Here is a 22,734-nt window from a genome sequence, read left to right as displayed (position 1 = left end):
CTGGCCCGATGGCTGATTCATACGCCGTGGCCGATTCTCGCGCTGGACATGCTGCGGGCCAACCTCGTGGGTGCGCTGTTCACCTTCGCGTTCCTCCGCTTCGGCATGCCGATCCAGGATTCGATCAGTCTCGACGAGATCACCGCGCTGAACCAGGTCATCTTCGCGGCCTATCTGCTCATCGCGATGGTCATCGGCGGGTTCGCCAGCATCCAGCTGTCGCTTCCGGTGCTGATCTGGCATCGACGACGGACACGGCTCGACAACGAAGCCGCACGACGCCGCGCGCTCGCCCTCCCGATGCTCCTCACCGCGGTGAACGCTGCCCTGTGGGTGGTCGGCGGGACGTTGTTCACGCTGGTCAACCTGACTGTGTCGTCGAAGAACGCGTTCATCGTCGCGATCGCCAGCGCGATCGGCGCGATGGTCACGTGCGCCCTCAGCTACATGCAGGCCGAGAAGGTCCTGCGCCCGATCACGGTCGCCGCGATGGCGAACAACCCGGACAACGCCATCGCCCCCAGCGTCACCACCCGGATCACCGCATTCTGGGTCATCAGCGTGGTGGCCCCGATGCTGGTGATCATCGGGATGATCGTCCTGCACCGACTGGGGATCATCGAGGCCGACTCGACCGGCCTGGAACGGCCCATCTTGTGGATGGCCATCTCCGCGCTGGCCTTCAGCGTGATCGCCATCGTGCGCGTGGTGGCCGCGATCAACGATCCGATCAAGCAGTTGCGGCGCGCGCAGTCCAAGGTCAGCGAGGGAGACCTCAACGTCGCGGTGAAGATCTACGACGGCAGCGATCTGGGTCTGCTGCAGGCCGGGTTCAACGACATGGTCGCCGACCTCCGCGAACGCCAACAGCTCCGTAACCTGTTCGGCCGGTACGTCGGCGAGGATGTCGCCCGGCGGGCCATCGAGACGGGCACCGAACTGGGCGGCGAGGAACGCTACGTCGGGGTGCTGTTCGTCGACATCGTCGGTTCGACGCGCCTGGCCGTCAACCGGCCACCGCGCGAGATCGTCGAACTCCTCAACGAGTTCTTCCGGGTGGTCGTCGGGGTGGTCGGACGACATGGCGGTTTCGTCAACAAATTCCAGGGTGACGCGGCGCTGGCCATCTTCGGGGCGCCGCTCGACCTCGACGACTTCGCGGGGCGCGCGCTCGCGTCGGCACGCGAACTACGTGCCGAACTGTACGAGACGCTCGGCGACACCGACATCGGTATCGGGGTGTCGGCCGGCAAGGCGATCGCCGGTCACATCGGCGCGGAGCAGCGCCTGGAATACACCGTCATCGGCGACCCGGTCAACGAGGCCGCACGTCTCACCGAACTCGCCAAGGACGAGCCCACACGCGTCCTCGGGTCGGCGCGCGCAGTGTTCCTCGCTTCCCACGAAGAGGCCGAGCACTGGGAGATCGGCGAGGGCGTCGAGCTCCGCGGCCGTGGCATCGAGACACTCCTCGCCCGGCCGCACCTCGAACCGCATCGGAAGGACTGAGTACCGCTTCCCGGCGGTTGGGGCGATGCCTTCGGACCGGGGACCAGCGGTTCTGCGGTGTCCCTACTCGGCGTCCGGGGTCGCCTTCTTCGCCGCCGTCTTCTTGGCGGTCGTCTTCTTGGCGGTCGTCTTCTTGGCCGTGGTCTTCTTGGCCGTGGTCTTCTTGGCGGTCGCCTTCTTGGCGGTCGTCTTCTTGGCGGTCGTCTTCTTGGCGGCTGCCTTCTTGGTCGTCTTCTTCGCAGCCTTCTTGGCCGGGCCTCGTGCCCGTCGGTCGGCGAGCAGCTCCATCGCACGTTCCGGCGTGATCGTGGCGACCTCGTCACCCTTGCGCAGGCTCGCGTTCGTCTCACCGTCGGTCACGTACGGGCCGAAACGTCCGTCCTTGATGACCATCGGCTTGCCGCTGACCTCGTCGTCCTTGCCCAGTTCACGCAGCGGCGGCGCAGCGGCCTGCCTGCCGCGTCGCTTGGGCTCGGAGTAGATCTTGAGGGCCTCGTCGAGCGTGATCTCGAAGAGTTGCTCCTCGCTGCCGAGCGAGCGGGAGTCCGAACCCTTCTTCAGGTACGGCCCGTAGCGGCCGTTCTGTGCGGTGATCTCGTCGCCGGACTCGGGGTCGACGCCGACGACACGCGGCAGCGACAGCAGCTTGAGGGCGTCCTCCAGGCTCACCGTCGAGATGTCCATCGTCTTGAACAGCGACCCGGTGCGCGGTTTCGGTCCGGCCTTCTTCGCAGCCTTCTTGGCGGTCTTCTTCGCCGCGGGCTTGGTCTTGGTGGCCGTGCCACCGCCCGGGGTGTCCAACGGGACGACGTCGGCGTCACCCGAGTCCGAACCACCTGCGCCACTGCCGGACCCGCCGTCACGCGGTGTCGGGCCGGGCGGGATCGTGACGGGCGCATCGCCGTCGTCGTCATCGTCGTCCGAGGGCAGGATCTCGGTCACGTACGGGCCGAAACGCCCTTCCTTCGCGACGATCTCGTGACCTGTCGCCGGATCGGTACCGAGAGAACGACCCTCTTGCGGTGTGGCGAAGAGCTTTTCGGCGACGGCCAGCGTCAGCTCGTCGGGGGTGATGTCCGCGGGCAGATTGGCGCGCTGCAGATCCGGCTCGGCATCGGGTGACGCCGAGACATCGCGCTCCAGGTACGGCCCGAAACGGCCCACCCGCACGTAGATCGGGCGACCTTCCTCGTCGTCGAACAGGCGGATCGAGTTCACCTGCCGCGCATCGATCTCCTCGAGATTGACGCCGACGAGCTTCTTCAGACCGCCGTGCTGAGCGATCGCCGACTGGGCAGAACGGCTTTCGCCCTCCGCGCCGCTGCCGTCCTCACCGAAGTAGAACCCCGACAACCACTTCGTCCGGTTCTCGTTGCCGGTGGCGATCTGGTCGAGATCGTCCTCGAGCGTCGCTGTGAAGTCGTAGTCGACGAGGTTCTCGAAATACGCCTCGAGCAGCCCGACCACCGCGAAGGCGATCCAGGACGGCACCAGCGCGTTGCCCTTCTTCACCACGTACCCGCGGTCCTGGATGGTGCCGATGATCGACGCATACGTCGACGGCCGGCCGATGCCGAGTTCCTCGAGCACCTTCACCAACGACGCCTCGGTGAAACGCGCCGGCGGATTGGTCGAGTGGCCATCGGCGGTGAGGTCGGTCGCGGTGAGCGCCTGCCCCTCCGTCAGCTGTGGAAGCCGGTTCTCGGCGTCGTCGGCCTGACCTCCGGTCTGCTCGTCGACCGTCTCGACGTAGGCCGACAGGAAGCCGGGGAAGGTGATCGTGCGACCCGACGCGGCGAACGTCGCGCGCTCGCCGGTAGACGCGGTGCCCGCGATCCGCAGGCTGAGTGTGGTGCCCTTGGCGTCGGCCATCTGCGAGGCGACGGTGCGCTGCCAGATGAGCTCGTAGAGCCGAAACTCGTCGGACTCGAGCTGGCCGGCGACCTGGCCCGGGGTGCGGAAGGACTCGCCGGCCGGACGGATCGCCTCGTGGGCTTCCTGGGCGTTCTTGACCTTGCGGGTGTACTGCCGCGGCGTGGGGTGGACGAAGTTGTCACCGTAGAGCTCACGGGCCTGCGCGCGGGCGGCGTTGATCGCCGACTCGCTCAGGCTCGTCGAGTCCGTACGCATGTAGGTGATGAAACCGTTCTCGTACAGTCGCTGGGCGATGCGCATGGTGCGGTCGGAGGTGAACCGCAGCTTGCGGCCGGCCTCCTGCTGCAGCGTCGACGTCATGAACGGCGCGTACGGGCGACGGGTGTAGGGCTTCTCCTCCACCGAGGTCACGCTCATGGCCGCGCCGCGCAGGCCGGACGCCAGACTCTCGGCGCGGTCGGCATCGAGAACGATCACACCGTCGGACTTCTTCAGCGCACCTGTGGACTCGAAGTCGCGTCCGGTGGCCACACGTGCGTCGTCGACGTTGACCAGTCGCGCCTTGAAGGTCTGCGGGTTCGAGTCGTCGGTGCTCTCCGCGTCCATCGTCGCCGAGATGTCCCAGTACTCGGCGGACACGAACGCCATGCGCTCGCGCTCTCGCTCGACGATGATGCGGGTCGCGACGGACTGCACCCGGCCCGCCGACAGCTTCGGCATGACCTTCTTCCACAGCACCGGCGAGACCTCGTAGCCGTAGAGGCGGTCGAGGATACGGCGCGTCTCCTGGGCGTCGACGAGGTCGATGTCGAGGTCACGGGGATTCTCGGCGGCCGCGCGGATCGCCGGTTCGGTGATCTCATGGAAGACCATCCGCTTGACCGGGATCTTGGGCTTCAGCGTCTCGAGCAGGTGCCACGCGATGGCCTCACCCTCGCGGTCACCGTCGGTGGCGAGGTAGAGCTCGTCGACGTCCTTCATCAGCGCTTTCAGTTCGCTGACGGTCGACTTCTTGTCCGGGGACACCACGTACAACGGTTCGAAGTTGTCGTCGACGTTCACGCCGAGGCGCGCCCAGGGCTGGCCCTTGTACTTGGCCGGGACGTCGGCGGCGCCACGCGGAAGGTCGCGGATGTGCCCGCGGGAGGACTCCACCACATAGTTCGACCCGAGGTAGCCGGCGATCTTGCGGGCCTTGGTCGGGGACTCGACGATCACGAGGCGTCGGGTTACCCCACTCGAGCGGGATGCGGTGCTGGTCTCTGCCACCGGGGCGTCCTTTGGTTGACTGGGTGGAGAACTTTCCTGCGTGTCAGTTCAGGTGCGTTCGTTGGGTTTGTACCTTATGTATAGCGCCGTTTGCACATCAGAATTCCGTGGCGGAGCGGCCGGCACCGCCGACAGCCTGCCATGCTCAGGCGTTTCGCCAGCTCACAGCGTTGTACGTGAGATCGCTAATGATCGTCCACCGGAGGCCAGTCCGCGACGGCCTCTGCACACGGCGGTACTCCGACGTACTCGTGCAGACGTGTGAGACGGCGATGCCCGGCGATCCGCAGCGCCGGTGACTGTCCGCGGGTGCCGACGAGGGTGGGCGCGATCCCCACGCGCATCAGCGCGGTGGCCAGGGCGGCGTGCGAGTCCGGCGCGTGCGGGTCCAGACCGAGCTGGTAGCGGCCGTTGTCGGAGTGTCCGGCTGCGATCACCCAGAGCCGAAGCGCGCGGTACGTCGGGACCCAGCCGGCGGGCATCGCCTTGACCGCGCCCGACGACCAGGCCCGGTGCAGCGCGTCGAGCTCGTGGCATGCCGCGGTGCGCGCCAACGGCGTGCCCTCCTCCGACGCCGTCACCTCGGCGTCGAGACCGGCAGTAAGCATCTCTTCGACGATGTGCGCGGCCCGCCACCTGTCCGCGACCACGATCGAGACCCGCGTACCGGAATCGGAACGCACGGCTTGCCCGTGCGCGGCGAGCAGGCCCGCGAGATCGGTGTACGCGGGCTGTTCGGTCTCCGCAGAGAAGAAGGACAACTGGCCCACGAATCGAGGTTATGTCGTCTGCGGCCCGCGGGCGCGCTTTCCGACGGCGGTTCGCTCCACCGAAAATCAGTGAGATCGGCGGTCGCGGCCGCGTCGCGACAGCCCTCTCCACACAACAAACCGCTCCCGCCTCGACGAATCAAGACGGGAGCGGTGGTTTGCCCCGACTGCGCTCAGCAGTCACGCGGGGGGTTCTCAGACGGCGCGGACGCCGGTGGCCTGCGGGCCCTTGGTGCCCTGACCGACCTCGAACTCCACCCGCTGGTTCTCCTCGAGGGTGCGGAAACCGGCACCCTGGATCTCGGAATAGTGGACGAACACGTCGTCGGAACCCTCATCGGGCGCGATGAAGCCGAAGCCCTTTTCCGCGTTGAACCACTTCACAGTTCCCTGTGCCATTCTTGCAATCCTTTACATATCAACTGTCGCGACGCGACGGGTCATCGCGTCGTGGCCGGTTGACCGCCATACCTCAAAGAGCCCCGCGAAGATCTGCTTCGATCCGCCAAACTAACCTCAGTACCACGGCTGCAACGCGCTTGTCGCCCACCCGGAGGTGGGTCGCGAAAGCTGCGGCCGCGACCAGTCAATCATGTTCGCCCCACCAGCGATAGTCGCTCGAACCAAAGAGAGTGAAAACCTCGCCAAACTTCAACCCGACGACACCAGTCGGTAACACCGCAACCGGTCGAACCCGGTCGCATCGACACTATTTCGAAGAGTTCTCACTATAAGATGCAGTACTCCAAATTCGGCACGGGACTACTCGCCCGGACCCTAGCCGGCTCCGACGCCGATCCGTCACCGCTCACCCACCTCTCGGTGATCCCGTCGCGCCCAGCATCTTTCACCGAGTGGCCGGACTGGGTACCGCAGGCACTGCGCACAGCCTATGCAGACAACGGCATCGATTCGCTGTGGACGCATCAGGTTCGAGCGGCCGACGAAGCATTCCGTGGAAACCATGTAGCTATTTGCACAGGCACCGCATCGGGTAAATCCTTGGCTTATCAAATGCCCATTCTGACGGCATTGCTGAACGACAACAATGCGACCGCGCTATACCTGGCTCCGACAAAGGCGCTCGGAGCCGACCAGATCCGATCGGTCACCTCCGTCATCGCCGGCCGGCCCGAGTTCGGCCACCTACAGCCGTGCGCGTACGACGGCGACACCGATCCGGAGATCCGCCAGTGGGCACGAGCGCACTCACGCTGGATCTTCACCAACCCCGACATGCTGCACATCGGCATCCTGTCCCACCATCACCGATGGCGGCAGTTCTTCCGGCATCTCCGCTTCATCGTCGTCGACGAGTGCCACCACTACCGAGGAGTGTTCGGGTCGCATACCGCCCTGGTCATGCGACGTCTGCTCCGGATCGCCCGCGCCGCGGGAGCGAACCCGACGGTCATCGGAGCGAGCGCGACGGTCGCCGAACCCGCCGAGGCACTGGGCCGCCTGATCGGCGAACCGGCCGTTGCGGTGACCGAGGACGGGTCGCCACGCGGTGAGCGGACGGTCGCCCTGTGGGAACCCGACTTCCTACCGGTGATCACCGGAGAGAACGGCGCGCCCGTCCGACGATCCGCGGGAGCCGAATCCGCGCGTCTGCTGGCCGATTTCGTGATCGAGGGCGCGCGCACCCTGTGCTTTGCGCGGAGCCGTCGAGGTGTGGAGCTCACCGCGTTGAGCGCCCGGCACCTGCTGTCGCAGAGCGCGCCCGAACTCGAGTCCCGGGTCGGCGCCTATCGCGCAGGCTATCTCGCCGACGACCGGCGGCGCCTCGAGAAGGCGATCTCCGACGGAGAGCTGCTCGGGGTGGCGACGACCAATGCGCTGGAACTCGGTGTCGACATCAGCGGCCTGGACGCGGTGATCGTGAGCGGTTACCCCGGCACCGTCGCGTCCTTCTGGCAGCAGGCCGGACGCGCCGGACGTCAGCGCGAGTCCGGGGACTCCCTGGTGGTCCTCGTCGCTCGTGACGATCCCCTCGACACCTACCTGGTGCACCATCCGGAGTCGCTCCTCGGCAAGCCCGTCGAGGCCACGGTGACCGACCCCGCCAACCCCTACATCCTCGGTCCGCATCTGCTGTGCGCGGCGATGGAGAAGGCACTGTCGGAGAAAGAGATCGACGCGTGGGATGCCCGTGAGGTCGCGGAGTCCCTGGCAGCCGACGGACTCCTGCGCAAGCGCAAGTCCGGCTGGTACGTCACCGCAGGCGTCGAACCACACGCCGACGTCGACATAAGGGGCGGCATCGGCGGGCAGGTGCTCATCGTCGACACGACCACATCTCAGCTGCTGGGCACCGTCGACACCGGCCGCGCGATGTCGACGGTGCACCCCGGGGCGGTCCACATCCATCAGGGCGAGACCTACCTCGTCGACGAACTCGACCTCGATGACGGACTCGCGCTGGCACATCCGGAGGACCCGGACTGGACGACGTCGGCCCGCGAGACCACCGACATCACCATCACCTCGACCCTCGCCAGCCGCCGGTTCGGTCCGCTGACCGTCGCCTTCGTCGAGGTCGATGTGACACATCAGGTGGTCGGATATCTGCGCACCCTCCGTACCGGCGAGGTGCTCGACGCCGTCGAGCTCGACATGCCCGAGCAGACCCTGCACACGCGGGCGGTGATGTACACGCTCACTCCGGAGACGCTCGCCGACGCCGGGATCGACGAGACGCGACTCCCGGGTTCGCTGCACGCGGCCGAGCACGCCGCGATCGGCCTCCTTCCGCTCGTGGCCACCTGCGACCGCTGGGACATCGGTGGACTCTCCACCGACCTGCATCCCGACACCGGGTTGCCCACCGTGTTCGTCTACGACGGCTACATGGGCGGTGCGGGTTTCGCCGAGCGCGGCCACTCGGCCTTCCTGACCTGGATCGATGCCACCCGGGACGCCGTCGCGAGCTGCGGATGCGAGAGCGGATGCCCGTCGTGTGTGCAGAGTCCCAAGTGCGGGAACGGCAACGACCCCCTCGACAAGAACGGCGCAGTCGCCGTCCTCGAACTGTTGCGTCGGGAATACTTGGCCCATGCATGACGAGGCATCGGACCGGGGGATCTACACCCACCGTCAGATCACTCGACCGTCGCGCGCCTTCTTTCTGCTCGCCCGGCCGACGCAGAACACCGACAACCTGCCCTCCTCCATCGGCGAGCGCGACGTGTTCTTCTCCGAGGAGGAGGCACTCGACGCGCTCGACCTGCACTACGCCTGGTGTGCCGCCCGATCCGGCGGTTTCACCGATGTGGTGACGTCCGCGCAGTGGTACCTGCAGACGGCGATGGTCGGGCCGCGGGTCACCGCGTCACTGGGTGAGGTGTACCTCGCCTCCTCCGATGCGCATTCCGGCGAGACGTGGGCGGCGGCCGGAGGATTCCTGACCGAGGGCGAACTCATCCACTGGTCGTCCTTCGTCCGGTCGGCGCGGTCGTGGATCCCGGTGAACACGGGTACCGAACCCTTCGAGCTCGCCTACCGAGGCGACACCGATGTGCATTTTCATCAATTGTGGTTCGCCCCCATGCAATCCATGCGCGTGTATCCGAAGCGGATCGTCGTCGGCGAAGACGACTGAGCGCGGGCATCACTCCACCGGCCCGGCTCTCGCCTGCGCAGTGGCAGCACGAATCCCGAACCCGCCCAGGTCGACAGGGATGCGCACGGTGACGACCACATCGTCACCGTCGGTCCGGCACTCGACCAGATCGGCAGGGGGCTGCTGCTTCCCGGCCAGGTCGCGCGCACTCCGACACGGGTCGGCGCCGCCGCCGACGTGCTCGACCGCTGCGGCCAGTGCCGCCAGGTCGGCCGCCGACTGAGCCCGGTGACGGGCGAGTACCGCTCCCCCGATGTAGATCACCAGGACGAGAACCGCTGCCAGCGCCGCGATCCCGAACGCGCCGAGGATCGTCGCATTCCCGCTCTCATCGGTGAGCAGACCCGGGCGGGCACTCACCGTTCGACACCGGGCGCGAACATCACCTGATCCTCACCGCCGGGTTCCTTTGCCGCGACCGCCGAGGCGGACAGCGTCAGCCCGGGCAGCAGCGCAACCCCGGTCCGCACCTCGACGACCACGTGATCCGCGCTCTCGGAGATCGACATCCGCGCGGAATCGCCCGCCACCCGCAGGGCCGTGTCCTGGGCAGACGGGTCCCCCGCAGCGGTCAATCGTGCCGCCTCGCGGGCGGCGTCGGTGCACCGGATCTGCGCTGTCACCCCGGCGATCGCCCCGACGGCGAGCAGTACCACGACGACGATCGCCGCGATGGCGTACGCGGCCTCGACCGTCACCATCCCCGCCTCGTCGACGACCACACGTCGACGGGACGCGGCCCCACCCACACGTCGCAACGCGTCTCGAGGTCTCATCAGCCGACCGAGGTGTTGAGAGCCTTCCCGATGATCCCCGTCAGTGCGCTCACGATGTTGTCACCGGTGACGACCGTGTAGAGGATGGCCCCGAACGCCGCCGCCGCGATGGTGCCGATCGCGTACTCCGCGGTCGACATCCCGTCTTCTTCCGTCATGAGCCGGGTCATGTGCGCGCCGAGGCGGTCGAGCGTCCCGGGGGTTGCGTGCGCGTCCGGTTCGATCATGAGGACCGGCTCGGTATCAACGTCGTGGCTACGGATCATGGTGGGTGACATGGCTTCTCCTGCGGGAGTCGATGGGATGTTGCAGTTACTTGGACGCACCGCGACGCCGAATGGATCCCTCGAATCCCGATGAATGTGCCGCCGGCACCTCTACGACGTTGCCCACACCCCGAGCTCGTTGCCGCTCGGGTCGGTGAAGTGGAACCGGCGGCCACCCGGAAACGTGTACGGCCCGTTGACGATCTCGCCGCCGGACGCCCGAACCCGATCCGCCGTCGCATCGAGATCCTCGGAGTACAGCAGTACCAATGGGCCCCCGCGGGGCGCGGCTGTGTCGCCGGCGGCGAGGCCGCCGACCTCCGGCGCATCGGCACCGGTCGGGTTCACGATCCCGGCATAAGCGGGTCCGTAGTCGTTGAACTGCCACCCGAAGGCGTCGGCGTAGAACGTCCGAGCGGCGTCGAGATCGGTGACGGTCAGTTCGACGTAGTCGATGGCGTGGTGCCGGTGTCCTGAGTCGGTCATGCCGCCATTGTGCGGCCCGGCACCGACATCGCGGCTCAGATCGAGCCCATCACCGACGATGCCAGTCCGACTACGACCGGAACGATGCCGAGACAGATGAATGCGGGCAGAAAACACAGTCCGAGCGGGCCGCTGATGGCGACCCCGGCGCGTTCGGCGGCGGCCAGGGCGTCGTCGTGGGCGCGGCGTCGGACGTCCTCGGCCAGTTCGGCGAGCCCGCCGGCGAGTGACGAACCCGCACGGGCCGAACGCCGAGCCATGGCGGCGAGCGCTTCCAGGTGATCGTCGTCATCCGATCGAGCATTCGAGTTGTCGAGCAGCGCCGACCATGCCGCATCGGGATCGGCACCGAGTTGGAGGAGGTCCGCGACCCGCGACAGGGGTCCGCGCATGGACGCGGGCGCACGCTCGGCGACGACCGACGCCGCGGTACCGACCGGCAAGCCGGACCGCAGGCACACCGCGAAGAGATCGAACGCGGATGCCACCGCGAACGGGTCCTCGGCGCGCGGGCCGGCTCCCAGCCAGCGCGGCGAACGGTCCCGTCCGGGTGGCGGGTCGATCACGCGGTACAGATGCCATCGGGGGGACGGCCAGATCCACAGCGCCACCCCGCAGATGCCGACCACCAGCGCGATCTCGGTCGATCCACTGCTCACCGCGTGAGCACCTTGCCGGTGATGCGCTCCGACCAGGCGACGCCGGCCGCGGCCAATGCGGTGCCCGCGACCAACAGAACGCCACCGAGACCACCGCCGAGCAGCACCTGGATCGGTTGCGCCCCGGTCGCCTGGCCGAGGGCTATGCCCAGCAGCGGGAGCCCAGCCAGGACGGTCGCGGTCGCTCGTGGGCCCGACAACCCGGCGCGCGTACGGTCCGCGAATCCCCGGCGTGCCTGCAGGTCCGAGCGCACGGCACCCAGCATGTCGATCATCGGCAATCCTCGTTGATCGGCGGTCTGCCATGCGATTCCGATCCGGTGCCACGACGCGTGGCCCGACGCCCCGTCCGCCGTGCCCGGTGCGTCGATCACCGAACCGCCCAACGCAGCCCGAAACGCCATGGCCTCCAGACCATCCGCGATCTCCGACCGGCTCCCGGCCGCTTCGGGCACCCGGCGCCGCAACTCCGTCACCGCAGCCTCGCAGGCGCGCACGGGCGGTGCACCCACCGACAGCTCGGCGATCATCAACGACAGCGCGAGCAGCATGTCGTCCAATTGTCCGTCGAGGCGTCGCTCGGCCCGCCGCTTCCGCCGAATCCACAGCACCACCGTCACCGCGATCCCGGAGGCAACGCCGGCGGAGGCCCCCGCGGCCAGGAGCACCACGAGCGGTACGGCCACCGGCACGAGGAACACCGGTGCCGCGGACCGACGCCCGGACGCAGCGTCGCAGACCGCCGCCAACCGCCTGCTCGCCACCGGCGGCGTCCACAGCACGATCGCGACGCCGGCGGCCGCCAGGACCGGAGCGACCGGAGACGTGGTCCAACTCATCGCGGCGCCTCGCGGCCGGCCACCATCGCGTCGAAGTGTCGTCGGTGGTCGGTGAAACCGTGGTTGCGCAGCCAGATCGGCACGATCGACACCCGCCCGTCCGCGTCGCGCCGCACCACGCCGATCTCGGCCAGACCCCGGGTGCCGTCCGCATGCCGCGCCACCCCGAGCACCACCTGCAGGGCCGCGCCCAACTGGCTGTGCAGCGCGTCCCGCGCCATCCCGCCGAGCGCGGCGAGCGCCTCCATCCGGGCCGGCACCTCCGAGGTCGAGTTCGCGTGCACCGTGCCCGCACTGCCGTCGTGGCCGGTGTTCAGTGCGGTGAGCAGATCGATGACCTCCCCACCGCGGACCTCGCCGACGATGATCCGATCGGGCCGCATGCGCAGTGCCTGCCGCACCAGCGACCGGACCGGGACCTCCCCCACCCCTTCGACATTCGCCGCACGTGCCACCAGCCGGACGACCTGCGGGTGCTGGGGAGCCAGTTCGAGTGCATCCTCGACGCAGAGGATTCGTTCCCGCGGATCCATCGCACCGATCAGGGCGTTGAGCAGGGTGGTCTTGCCCGACCCGGTACCTCCGATCACCAGAAACGCGAGGCGGTGACGGAGCAGGTCGCCGATCACGGGCACCGTGTCGGCCGGGATCGAGTGGCCGTCGATCAGCGCGGTCAGGTCCTTGGACGCCGATCGCAAGACGCGCAACGAGATACACGTTCCGTCGGCGGCCAGCGGCGGGATGATCGCATGCAACCGCACCGTGTATCCCCGGCGTCCCACGTTCGACAGCTGTCCGTCGACCCACGGCTGCGCATCGTCGAGCCTGCGGCCCGCACTCAGCGCCAGACGTCCGGCGAGCCGTCGTACCGAGGCCTCGTCGGGGAATCTCACAGCGGTCGCCTCGAGTCCATGGCCGCGATCGACCCACACCTCCGAGGGTCCGGCCACGAGGATGTCGGCGATGCCGGGTTCGGCGAGGAGTTGCTCCAGCTTTCCCGCGCCGGTCAGCTCTGTCTGCAGAAAACGCAGGGCCGCAAGCAGATCCGTGTCGCCGAGAACGCCACCGGCCTCTGCCCGGATCGCCTCGGCGATGACCGCCGGACTGGGGTCGGCAGCGTCGGCCGCGAGTCGGGAGCGGACGCGGTCCAGGAGGTCGTCGTCGGCGAGCCCGACGTCGCGCAGCTGGGTCATGACGGTTGCCGCCGACGCTGCATCGCACGCCTGTGTACGACCCCGGCGGCACGAGCGAGCGGGCTGCGACGACCGAGTCGTAGCGGCCCACTCTCTGATCGCGCCGCCAGTCGCGGGTCGGGACGGTAGGCGGTGAGCAGAGGTAATCCGATGGCCTCGGCCACCTGCCGGGGACGCAGTCCCCCGGGCGCCGGACCACGAACCACCAGTTCGACGGCCACCTCGTCGCCGATGACGCGGTCGACGACCCGGCGAGCACCCGCGCATCCGCTCACGGTCGCGGTGGTGACGACGACGACCACGTCGGCCGACGAGATCGCGGCCCGCACGACGGGCCCGTCGGATCGAGGAAGGTCCATGACAACGAGGTCGCCATGCGTGTGCCCTGCGTCGATGACGGCCGTGACCGCGTCCGTCGTCAGGCCCAGCGACGGCGCCCGCTGGGATGTCAGGACCGACAACCCGTCGCGCGCGCGGGGTAGCGCCTGGTGCAGGGCGGTGCCACCGACGACGCCACCGTCCAGCGAGAGATCCTGCCACCGCAGACCGGGAAGCCGCTCGAGTCCGAGCAGCAGGTCGGCCCCGGGCCCCAGATCGTCGAGATCCAGCAGGAGCGTCGGCGAATCCGCCTGCGCGGCGGTCAGCGCGACCGCCGCGGCCAGGGTCGACGCTCCCGAGCCGCCATGGGCTCCGATCACCGCGACGACCCCGGCGGGGTGACGCCGCGGTACCCGCGAGTCGGTCAGCGACCGCACCAGCCGACCCTCGTCGGCGGGAAGAGTGGCGGCGTCGTCGGCGCCGAGATCCATCGCCATACGCCAGGTGTCGGCGGCCGGGTCCACGGCCGACACCAGCACGAGGCCGCTCCGCCGTGGTGGACGTAGGCGTGCGAGCACAGCGATCGCGGTGGGGTCGGCCACCACCGCCCGCGCGGTCAGCCACTCGCGACGACAGTCGTCGGCACGCCCCCCGACCATGCGGTAGCCGGCTGCCGCCGCGCAGCGGGCGACGTCATCGTGGAGATCGGGATCGACCAGAACGAGGAGATCATCGGGCATGGCGACGATCATGCGGCCGTCGAGGCGTCGAGGGCCTTCCGGAAAACCGGTCTGTGCACTACCGCCGAGGCTGTGCACAGGCATTCGGCCCAGAACGCGGAGGACGGTATACCTGACCCCAGATAGAGGACAACCCCGGCCAGGGGGGGAGGAGGCCGGGGTCGTCACGTTTCAGCCCCGGGGGGTCGGGCTGAAACGCACCGGTATGAGAACCGGGTACCGATGACTATACACACGCGCTCGGATTCTTTGCAACCACAACAATATCTTTCGTGAATGTCCGTACTACTCCCGGGTAACAACGGCGGTAATCGTTGACGGAACACGATTTGTTATCCGTTAACGCATTGTTTTCCATCTGGTTTTTGCAACGTTGCTGCAACCTCCGCCGGGGTACCGATGGTCGCCGGCACGGTCGGCGCCCCGGTGGAGGCCGGGCCGGAGTCCGAAACAGCCCGACATCCGCCATGTCGCGAAGTCGACTGTGAGACAACATCTCTGATACGAGGCACCACTCCACTCAACATTCCGGCGCCGAACGCTTGATGTGACCGGCATCACGGTGTACAACAGTGGTTACGGAAACTCGGAAGGCCAAGTTCGATCCGGAAGAGAAGGAACGGACCCCCACGCCGAGCACTTCCCAGCACGGGCGGCAAGCACCCACGCGGAGCACGCCGCATATGGCAAAAGTGTTGTGCGCCTGCGACATCGCAGCCGGGACGACCGACCGCCACCACTCGTTGCGCGACGTGCCGTCTTCCCGACAGGCGCCAGGCCCCGGGCGGAATGGCCACGTTTGGCAGCACGTGGACGGTCACGACACCCCGACTCGCGGTCAATCGCCGAGGCGGTGACCACAGCCCACCAAGCACGCTTGGTAACTTGAGTCCGTGCTACGCGGGCGGCAACCGCGTCGTTTACGACGCCGGCGGCCGCCCGCAGTGCTGTCCGGGGGTCCCATGCCGGCCGGGCCGCTGTGTGCACTGTCGAGCCGGAGACCTACCCGGCGCGGGCCGCGTCCGCTATCGACTTCGCCTCCGCCGCACCCGCTTCCAGCGCCTCGCAGCAGAACACGATCCAGTCCCGCAGGCCGGACGCCGTGCCGGTCGCGAACCCCGCGGCCAGTTCGCGATACTCGACGACCCGTTTGAACCAGGTCACCTCCGGCACCCCGAGGCAGTGGGGGTCGAGACCGGTCGACGCTCCGACGAGTCGCGCCACGCCTCGCGCCACCACGCCGTTGGCGGTGGGGAACGCCTCGAGGCCGAGCAGTTCGCCGTGCACCACGGCAACGAGGATCGGGGCCGGGACCGTCGTCGCACCGGTTGTCAACTGCCCCAACAGATCGAGACGCTCCGCCACATCCGTCCCACCTCGGGGGCGACCCAGCAGATCGGGGTCCGTGACGATGTCGGCAGCGGCAAGCGTGTGCAGCCGCGCAAGCGCCTGCGCCGGCGCGCGCCGGACCACGGCGGTCAACGACACCAGCGAGTCGCCGTCGAGCGCCTGGGAGACCCGCATCGCACCGGCCAGGATCGGATCGTCGAAGTCCCCGTCGCGACGGAGCTCGACGCTTCCCCCGTCGATCGCCGCCGAGGAACGACCGGCCCGCCAGGAGGCCTCGGTCGCCGTTTTGTCCCATCCGCGCAGGTTGGCGGGGTGCCGATGCACCGCAGACAGGGCGTCGCGAGCGCGGTCGGCGGCGTCGGCGACGCCGGGCAGGTCCAGGAGTGGCGCCAGAGGGTCGGTGGTCACCCTCCGACGATAGTTGCGTCGATGATGCACAGGAGTCGACGCCCCTGACGTTCCTCACCCTGCGTCCACCACCGGCCGAAGTCCGTCCCGGCGAGAACCCCGCGTTCTCGGGCGCTGAGAATGCGTCGGCCCGCATTGTTAGTGGCCGTTTCAGAAATCGACGGGCGGATTCCGGGTCGTCCCGCCCGTCGGTTAAACGACCGAAAGGCGTGGCGACCGTTCGTCGTCTTCCACACGCCGTTCATCGCGCAGGACATGCGCTCGCATACCGGTGGTTCCATGCCCGACGACGACGTGACTACGCTCACAGTGATTGCCCGTCCCGACGTCGGGTCACCTTACTGTGGTGTGTCCTCCGTCGACAGCGAAAGGCTCATGTCACCGATGTCCTCCACGTCCGTCAAGGCATTCCCGCCCTCCGACGAGTTCGCCGCCCAGGCCAACGGCACCGCCGAGATGTACGACCGCGCCGATGCCGACCGTCTCGAATTCTGGGCCGAGCAGGCCCGGCGACTGGACTGGGCCACCGATTTCACCGACACCCTCGACTGGTCGGATGCCCCGTTCGCGAAGTGGTTCGTCGGTGGCAAGCTCAACGTCTCGGTCAACTGCGTCGACCGCCACGTCGCCGCGGGCAAGGGCGATCGAGTGGCCATCCACTGGATCGGTGAACCCGGCGACACCCGCGACCTCACCTACAGCCAGCTCCTCGCCGAGGTCAGCAAGGCTGCCAACTACTTCGCCTCCATCGGGCTCGTCGCCGGCGATCGCGTCGCCATCTACATGCCGATGGTTCCCGAAGCCCTCATCTCGATGCTCGCCTGCGCCCGCCTGGGACTCACCCACTCGGTGGTCTTCGCCGGCTTCTCCTCCGGAGCTCTGCGCTCGCGCGTCGACGACGCCGAGGCCAAACTCGTCATCACCACCGACGGCCAGTACCGCCGCGGCGAACCCGCACCGCTGAAGACCCAGGTCGACGAGGCGCTCGGCACCGGCGACGACGCCGCGGCGTCGGTGGAGAAGGTTCTGGTGGTGCGCCGCACCAACCACGACCCCGACCTGAACTGGGTCGAGGGCCGCGACGTGTGGTGGGAAGACACCGTCGACGAGCAATCCGACACCCATGAGGCGGAAGCGTTCGACGCCGAACACCCGCTGTTCCTGCTCTACACCTCCGGAACCACCGGCAAGCCCAAGGGCATCGTGCACTCCTCGGGCGGGTACCTCACCCAGGTCAGCTACACCTTCCACTACGTCTTCGACCACAAGGAGGGTCACGACGTCTTCTGGTGCGGCGCCGACATCGGCTGGGTGACCGGCCACTCCTACCTCGTGTACGGACCGCTGTCCAACGGCGCGACCGAAGTCGTCTACGAGGGAACCCCCAACTCCCCCAACGAACACCGCCACTTCGAGATCATCGAGAAGTACGGCGTCACGATCTACTACATCGCCCCCACCCTCATCCGCACCTTCATGAAGTGGGGCCGCGAGATCCCCGACGCCCACGACCTGTCGAGCGTCCGCCTCCTCGGAAGCGTCGGCGAACCGATCAATCCCGAGGCGTGGAAGTGGTACCGCGAGGTCATCGGCGGCGACAAGGCCCCGATCGTCGACACCTGGTGGCAGACCGAGACCGGCGCCATCATGATCTCGCCGCTCCCGGGCGTGACCGCCACCAAGCCCGGATCCGCCATGAAGCCACTGCCCGGCATCAGCGCGAACATCGTCGACGACCAGGGCAACCCGGTCGGCGCCGGGGAACAGGGCTACCTCGTGCTCGATCAGCCGTGGCCGTCGATGCTGCGCGGCATCTGGGGTGACGAGGAGCGGTTCCGCGAGACCTACTGGTCGCGCTTCGCCGAACAGGGTTGGTACTTCGCCGGTGACGGCGCCCGCTACGACGACGACCACGCCCTCTGGGTCCTCGGCCGCGTCGACGACGTCATGAACGTCTCCGGCCACCGCATCTCCACCGCGGAAGTCGAGTCCGCCCTCGTCGGGCACTCCGGTGTCGCCGAGGCCGCGGTCATCGGCGCCGCCGACGAGACCACCGGTCAGGGCATCGTCGCCTTCGTCATCCTCCGCGAGGGTGTCGAGAACACCGGCGACCAACTCGTCGCCGAACTGCGCCAGCAGGTGTCGGTGGAGATCTCGCCGATCGCCAAGCCACGCGAGATCAACGTCGTCCCCGAGCTGCCCAAGACCCGCTCGGGCAAGATCATGCGCCGCCTGCTCAAGGACGTCGCCGAGGGTCGCGAACTCGGCGACACCTCGACGCTCGTCGACCCGTCGGTGTTCGAGGCGATCCGCGCGAAGAAGGCCTGATCCACCCGGCCGAACGCTCCCCAGGGAGCGTTCGGCGTCCCGATGCGCCACCGGCGAACTGTCGCCGGTGGCGCATCGCGCGTTCGGGACTCCCCGACCCACCCATGGGTGGGCCGCCACCTCAGCGGCGCGCGCATGGCAACATAAGCCCATCAGCCGAACAACGGAGGATTCTGTGAGCCCCAACGAGCACGGCCTGCCCGACGCGGGCCGGGACTCCGTCCCGTCGATCCCGCTTTCCGACGCCAACGCCGGCCGGAACGGTGAGCCGACGATCGGAAGCCTGGTCAAGGACGCGACCGCCAGTGTCTCGACCCTGTTCCGGTCCGAGGTCGCCCTGGCCAAGGCGGAGTTGGTCACCGAGGCGAAGAAGGCCGGTGCCGGCACGGGGCTGCTGATCGTCGCCGGCGTGATGGCGCTGTACTCCAGCTTTTTCTTCTTCTTTTTCCTCGCCGAGCTGCTCGACGAGTGGGTCTGGCGCTGGCTGGCGTTCCTGATCGTGTTCCTCATCCTGGTTCTGGTGACCGTGGTCGCCGCGTTCGTCGGCTACCTGTTCTTCAAACGGGTGCGGGGACCGAAGAAGACGATCGAATCGGTCAACGAACTGCCGACCGTCCTGCCGAACCGTCACGCAGAGCACGAGACCACGCACCCGAGAATCCCGCCCGCGCGCGAAGGCTGAGTCGTGAGCGTGGCGCCCGACCCCTCAAGCGTTCGGCTCCCCGGCGACTGGGAGCATTTCGACGTCCGCGCCAACGGGGTCCGGTTCCACGCCGTCCAGCCGGCGGGCGTCCCCGCAGACGACCGGGAACTCGTGTTGTTGCTCCACGGCTTCGGCGAGTTCTGGTGGAGCTGGCGACACCAGCTCACCGCCCTCACCGAGGCGGGTTACCGCGCGGTCGCCGTCGACCTCCGCGGTTACGGCGACACCGACAAACCGCCACGCGGGTATGACGGTTGGACCCTGGCCGGTGACACCAACGGACTCGTCCGCGCCCTCGGGCACACCACCGCGACTCTCATCGGCCACTCCGACGGCGGCCTGGTCTGCTGGGCGACGGCCACACTGCATCCGCGCGTGGTCGACCGCATCGTCGTGATCGCGTCGCCGCATCCGCGCGCCCTTCGACGCCGAGTGCTGCGCGACAGAGCCCAGCGGTCGCGGTTCATGCCCCTGTTCCTGCGCAATCAGCTCCCACGTGCCGGGGAACGCCAGGTCACCCGGGACGACGCCGCGTTCGTCGCCGACTACTTCGCCGAACGGTCGTCGCCGGAGTGGCGCGATGACGCCGACTACGCGCAGACAGTCGAACTGAACCGTTCGGCGATGCTGATCCCCAACGTCGCGCACTGCAGCCTGGAGTACCGGCGCTGGGCGTTCCGATCCCAGTTCCGGCCGGACGGGGCCCGGTTCATGGATCTCATGGACCAGCGGCTCCACCTACCGGTGCTGGCGCTGCGGGGCCGCGACGACCCGTACATCCTCGACGACGTCATGGCCGACAGCCATCGCTGGGCGGCCCATCAGACCTACCGGCAGGTGGATCGAAGCGGGCACTTCGCGCATCAGGAGCAGCCCGCGGCGGTGACCGAACAGATCCTGGACTTCCTGGGACACGAACCCGACCCGGCCGCCGACATCGCGCGCGTCCACCAGCGCAAGATCAGGCGAGGACGCAGCTCTGGGTACTCACCCGCTCGTTTTGTCGCTCGGATTCGTCGAAGTCGGAACGCACCTGACGGGCGGTGAGCACGAAGCCGGTCTCGTCGGCGGCGTTCTCTGCGGCACCGAACACCACACCGAGCACCTCACCGTCCGAGTTCAATAGCGGGCCACCCGAATTGCCCTGCCGGATCAACCCGCGAACCGCATACACCTCGCGGGTGACCTGCCCGGTGCGATAGATGTCGTCACCGGTGTGGGAGAACACCGATCGAACCCGGAGCGGGCTCACGTAGAAGGGGCCGGCCTCGGGGAACCCCAGCGCGATCGCGTCGTCGCCGGTGGCAGCGGGCCGCGACGCGAACTTGAGGGCGGGGGCTCGCAGGCCGGGGACGTCGAGCACCGCGATGTCGTTCTCGCTGTCGAAGTGGACGACCTTCGCGGGCAGCTGCGCGCCGGCAGAGGTCTGCACCTGCAGACGTTCGGTGCCTGCCACGACGTGCGCGTTGGTCATCACGCGCTCGGGCGAGACGACGAACCCGCTGCCCTCCAGAGCCTGACGGCAACTCGGCGCGACACCCTCGATCTTGACGACGCTGGGCCGCGCCTGCCTCACCGCCGGCAGTCCGGCCAGCGCCGGGTCGGGCGGCTCCACGGCGGTCGACGGGGTGCTGACGAACGGGAACTTCGGGAGCCCCGAACTGTCGAGCAGCGCTTTGAAATCGTCGGGGATGTCGTCGACCCACTGCGGCGACACCTCGTCGACGGCGCTCAGCACTTTCGAGTCGCTCACCGCGCCCGCGATCGCCGGATCGGCCGACTCACGCAGCGGTATCGCGACCAGACCGGCCGCGAGCAACACCGCGATCACCTGCAGCAACGATCCGACACCGCTGTCGACGGCGCGTAGCCCGGGCGACCGGATGCCGCCCCGCGCGGCGCGTCCCAAGACCATGCCCGCGACCTCGCCGACGACCACCAGCACCACGAGTACCAACACGCCGACGAGCACACGCGCCTGCAGGTCGTCGAACCGCTCGATCAGCCTCGGCGCGAGCAGAACCCCGGCGACCGCACCCAGCGCGACCCCGATGAAGGCGAGTGCCGAAGCGACCGCGCCCGACCGGTAACCGCTCGCCGCGGCCAGCAGCGCGATGGCGATGACGATGATGTCGACCCATGCGGAGCTGCTCATCCCGCGCCCTCCGACTCGGCGGTCCGTACGTCGACCGGGGTGCGACCGTCGGGATGCAACTGCTCGAACCCGGACTCCTGCGCACTCCCGGCGAGTTCGATCATCTTCTCCAGCGAACGGACGTCGTCTTTGTCCCAAGGCCGGTCCCAACCGGCCACCTCGCTGATCGCGGCGATCAACCCGCCGGTGAAGCCCCACACGAGCAGATTGTCGACGAAGAACGCGGGACCCTTGTAGACGATGCCCACCGCCTTGCGGCGCACCTGGAAACGGTTGTCCGGGGACAGCAATTCGCGCAGATTCACCCGGTCCACGCGAGCGGTCTCGCCCTCGTCGACGACGCGGACGTCACTCGGCCGGTGCCAGTACCCGATCACCGGCACCACGTCGAAACCGGACACCCCGACCGGGAAACTCGGCAGAGTCGCCAGGATGCGCACACCCGATGCGTCGAGACCCGTCTCCTCGGTCGCCTCACGCAGGGCGGTGCCGACCGGGAAGTCGTCACCGGGATCGGCGGCACCACCGGGGAAGGCGACCTGCCCGCTGTGCTGCCGGAGCGTCGACGCCCGTTCGGTGAGGAGAACCTCCGCATCGGCGGGCAGCCCGCCCGGATGGTCGTCGGCCGACTCCCACGAACCGGAGAACAGGACGAGCACCGCCGCCGAGCGGGTCTTCGTCGGCAGCATCGACGCCCATCGCGACCGGTCCCCGCCGCGGTTGTCGACACTCCTCGAGACGGCGGCGACGTCGGCCGTCAGCGCGCGCAGCCACGGCGGGATCTCCTCCGCCGGGATCAGTGGTCCCGGCTCGGCGTCCGGGCGCGGGGTCATGCGCGCACACCCAGGTGTTCGTCCACGGCGTCGGCGATCTCGTCCGGACTGTCGAAGACCCCGGGATAGACCTTCGCGACCGTGCCGTCGGCGCGCAAGAAGACGGTCGACGGGAACACACGGGGCGCCTTGATGGCAGCGGCCACCCGGCCGTCGAGATCGAGCACGGACGGCAAGCGAACTCCGATCTCGGTGAGCAACGTCAGCGGGAAGAAGGGATTGCTGCCGCCCTCCTTGGCGTGGAGCGCCAGCACGGTCACACGGTCACCGGCGCGGGCCGCGTACTCCTCGAAATACGGCAACTCGGTCTTGCACGGACCACACCACTGCGCCCACACGTTGATCACCAGGGGTTTGCCCGCGGTCGCGGCCCCGAGGTCGTAGGGCGCACCGGTTCCCAGACACGGTTCGACGACCCCGGCGAGCACCGAGCCCGCGGCCTCCGGGAGGCCGGTCGTCGGGCAGTCGGGCAGGGCGGCATCGGCTCGCGCAGCGGCGACCCTCGCCTCGTCGACGGGCGCGTCCTGCGGCCGGGCACCACTCGCCGACGGCGGGGCACTCGACATCGGAGTCGAGTCGCCGCCGCGCGGCCAGATGGCCACGATCAACGCGATCATCACGACGATGAAGACGAC

At 68.4% G+C, this 22,734-nt stretch carries 21 protein-coding genes; 6 read left to right on the top strand and 15 right to left on the bottom strand.

Going from position 1 to position 22,734, the window contains the following annotated elements; translation table 11 throughout:
• The first annotated feature begins 48 nt into the window (after positions 1-48).
• On the top strand, positions 49-1,509 hold the full coding sequence (locus ACSUZC_RS02775; RefSeq protein WP_439032976.1) for an adenylate/guanylate cyclase domain-containing protein: 1,461 nt from the start codon (positions 49-51) through the stop codon (positions 1,507-1,509).
• Positions 1,510-1,572: 63 nt separating this feature from the next.
• Here the strand turns inward: ACSUZC_RS02775 and topA are convergent, their stop codons facing one another.
• From topA to ACSUZC_RS02760, 3 genes are all read right to left on the bottom strand, one after another.
• Positions 1,573-4,653, bottom strand: a complete 3,081-nt coding sequence (topA, locus tag ACSUZC_RS02770) for a type I DNA topoisomerase (protein ID WP_439031400.1) — start codon at positions 4,651-4,653, stop codon at positions 1,573-1,575.
• 185 nt (positions 4,654-4,838) lie between these two features.
• Positions 4,839-5,423 carry a hypothetical protein gene (locus tag ACSUZC_RS02765; protein ID WP_439031399.1) on the bottom strand — a complete coding sequence of 195 codons (585 nt, stop codon included), beginning with the start codon at positions 5,421-5,423 and terminating at the stop codon, positions 4,839-4,841.
• A gap of 195 nt (positions 5,424-5,618) precedes the next feature.
• Positions 5,619-5,822: a cold-shock protein gene (locus tag ACSUZC_RS02760; RefSeq protein ID WP_006359048.1), complete on the bottom strand. Its 204-nt coding sequence runs from the start codon at positions 5,820-5,822 to the stop codon at positions 5,619-5,621.
• Between the two features lie 336 nt (positions 5,823-6,158).
• Between ACSUZC_RS02760 and ACSUZC_RS02755 the strand changes: the two genes are divergently transcribed.
• Both ACSUZC_RS02755 and ACSUZC_RS02750 read left to right on the top strand, forming a co-directional pair.
• Positions 6,159-8,486 carry a DEAD/DEAH box helicase gene (locus ACSUZC_RS02755; protein WP_439031398.1) on the top strand — a complete coding sequence of 776 codons (2,328 nt, stop codon included), beginning with the start codon at positions 6,159-6,161 and terminating at the stop codon, positions 8,484-8,486.
• Positions 8,479-9,024 carry a hypothetical protein gene (locus tag ACSUZC_RS02750; RefSeq protein WP_439031397.1) on the top strand — a complete coding sequence of 182 codons (546 nt, stop codon included), beginning with the start codon at positions 8,479-8,481 and terminating at the stop codon, positions 9,022-9,024. Before ACSUZC_RS02755 ends, ACSUZC_RS02750 begins: the two co-directional genes overlap by 8 nt.
• A 9-nt stretch (positions 9,025-9,033) precedes the next feature.
• Here ACSUZC_RS02750 and ACSUZC_RS02745 read toward each other — a convergent pair whose 3' ends face one another.
• The 9 genes from ACSUZC_RS02745 to ACSUZC_RS02705 form a co-directional block, all read right to left on the bottom strand.
• Positions 9,034-9,405, bottom strand: a complete 372-nt coding sequence (locus ACSUZC_RS02745) for an Rv3654c family TadE-like protein (protein WP_439031396.1) — start codon at positions 9,403-9,405, stop codon at positions 9,034-9,036.
• Positions 9,402-9,746, bottom strand: a complete 345-nt coding sequence (locus ACSUZC_RS02740) for a TadE family type IV pilus minor pilin (RefSeq protein ID WP_439032975.1) — start codon at positions 9,744-9,746, stop codon at positions 9,402-9,404. The genes ACSUZC_RS02745 and ACSUZC_RS02740 overlap by 4 nt, the downstream gene beginning before the upstream one ends.
• A 74-nt stretch (positions 9,747-9,820) precedes the next feature.
• Positions 9,821-9,991: a DUF4244 domain-containing protein gene (locus ACSUZC_RS02735; protein ID WP_439032974.1), complete on the bottom strand. Its 171-nt coding sequence runs from the start codon at positions 9,989-9,991 to the stop codon at positions 9,821-9,823.
• A 207-nt stretch (positions 9,992-10,198) separates the two neighbouring features.
• Complete coding sequence (locus ACSUZC_RS02730; protein WP_439031395.1) at positions 10,199-10,573, bottom strand: VOC family protein; 375 nt, start codon at positions 10,571-10,573, stop codon at positions 10,199-10,201.
• A 35-nt stretch (positions 10,574-10,608) separates the two neighbouring features.
• On the bottom strand, positions 10,609-11,232 hold the full coding sequence (locus tag ACSUZC_RS02725) for a type II secretion system F family protein (protein ID WP_439031394.1): 624 nt from the start codon (positions 11,230-11,232) through the stop codon (positions 10,609-10,611).
• A complete protein-coding gene (locus tag ACSUZC_RS02720) occupies positions 11,229-12,071 on the bottom strand; it encodes a type II secretion system F family protein (protein WP_439031393.1) in 843 nt (280 codons plus the stop codon). Before ACSUZC_RS02720 ends, ACSUZC_RS02725 begins: the two co-directional genes overlap by 4 nt.
• The gene (locus ACSUZC_RS02715; protein WP_439031392.1) at positions 12,068-13,264 is read right to left on the bottom strand and encodes a TadA family conjugal transfer-associated ATPase; all 1,197 of its coding nucleotides are present in this window, start codon (positions 13,262-13,264) and stop codon (positions 12,068-12,070) included. The genes ACSUZC_RS02720 and ACSUZC_RS02715 overlap by 4 nt, the downstream gene beginning before the upstream one ends.
• The gene (gene ssd / locus ACSUZC_RS02710; protein WP_439032973.1) at positions 13,261-14,322 is read right to left on the bottom strand and encodes a septum site-determining protein Ssd; all 1,062 of its coding nucleotides are present in this window, start codon (positions 14,320-14,322) and stop codon (positions 13,261-13,263) included. The genes ACSUZC_RS02715 and ssd overlap by 4 nt, the downstream gene beginning before the upstream one ends.
• 1,002 nt (positions 14,323-15,324) lie before the next feature.
• On the bottom strand, positions 15,325-16,080 hold the full coding sequence (locus ACSUZC_RS02705) for an oxidoreductase (RefSeq protein WP_439031391.1): 756 nt from the start codon (positions 16,078-16,080) through the stop codon (positions 15,325-15,327).
• A 384-nt stretch (positions 16,081-16,464) separates the two neighbouring features.
• Here ACSUZC_RS02705 and acs point away from each other — a divergent pair, with 384 nt between their 5' ends.
• The 3 genes from acs to ACSUZC_RS02690 all read left to right on the top strand — a co-directional run bounded on the left by acs (position 16,465) and on the right by ACSUZC_RS02690 (position 20,158).
• Entirely contained in the window at positions 16,465-18,408 is a 1,944-nt protein-coding gene (gene acs / locus ACSUZC_RS02700; protein WP_439031390.1) for an acetate--CoA ligase, read from the top strand.
• A gap of 175 nt (positions 18,409-18,583) precedes the next feature.
• Entirely contained in the window at positions 18,584-19,090 is a 507-nt protein-coding gene (locus tag ACSUZC_RS02695) for a phage holin family protein (RefSeq protein ID WP_439031389.1), read from the top strand.
• Positions 19,091-19,093: 3 nt separating this feature from the next.
• Positions 19,094-20,158 carry an alpha/beta fold hydrolase gene (locus ACSUZC_RS02690; RefSeq protein WP_439031388.1) on the top strand — a complete coding sequence of 355 codons (1,065 nt, stop codon included), beginning with the start codon at positions 19,094-19,096 and terminating at the stop codon, positions 20,156-20,158.
• Here the strand turns inward: ACSUZC_RS02690 and ACSUZC_RS02685 are convergent.
• Genes ACSUZC_RS02685 through ACSUZC_RS02675 form a run of 3 tightly spaced genes read right to left on the bottom strand, consistent with a single transcriptional unit; the run spans position 20,073 to position 22,716 of the window.
• A complete protein-coding gene (locus ACSUZC_RS02685) occupies positions 20,073-21,266 on the bottom strand; it encodes a MarP family serine protease (protein WP_439031387.1) in 1,194 nt (397 codons plus the stop codon). The genes ACSUZC_RS02690 and ACSUZC_RS02685 overlap by 86 nt on opposite strands.
• Positions 21,263-22,099: an NUDIX hydrolase gene (locus ACSUZC_RS02680; RefSeq protein ID WP_439031386.1), complete on the bottom strand. Its 837-nt coding sequence runs from the start codon at positions 22,097-22,099 to the stop codon at positions 21,263-21,265. Before ACSUZC_RS02680 ends, ACSUZC_RS02685 begins: the two co-directional genes overlap by 4 nt.
• Positions 22,096-22,716, bottom strand: coding sequence for a TlpA family protein disulfide reductase (locus ACSUZC_RS02675; protein WP_439032972.1), 621 nt, complete (start codon positions 22,714-22,716; stop codon positions 22,096-22,098). Before ACSUZC_RS02675 ends, ACSUZC_RS02680 begins: the two co-directional genes overlap by 4 nt.
• Positions 22,717-22,734: the final 18 nt, after the last annotated feature.

This window comes from Gordonia terrae (assembly GCF_051789125.1).
GTDB classification, from domain to species: domain Bacteria; phylum Actinomycetota; class Actinomycetes; order Mycobacteriales; family Mycobacteriaceae; genus Gordonia; species Gordonia terrae_A.
Note: the sequence above shows the minus strand (reverse complement) of the source record. Positions and strands in the feature narration are given on the sequence as shown.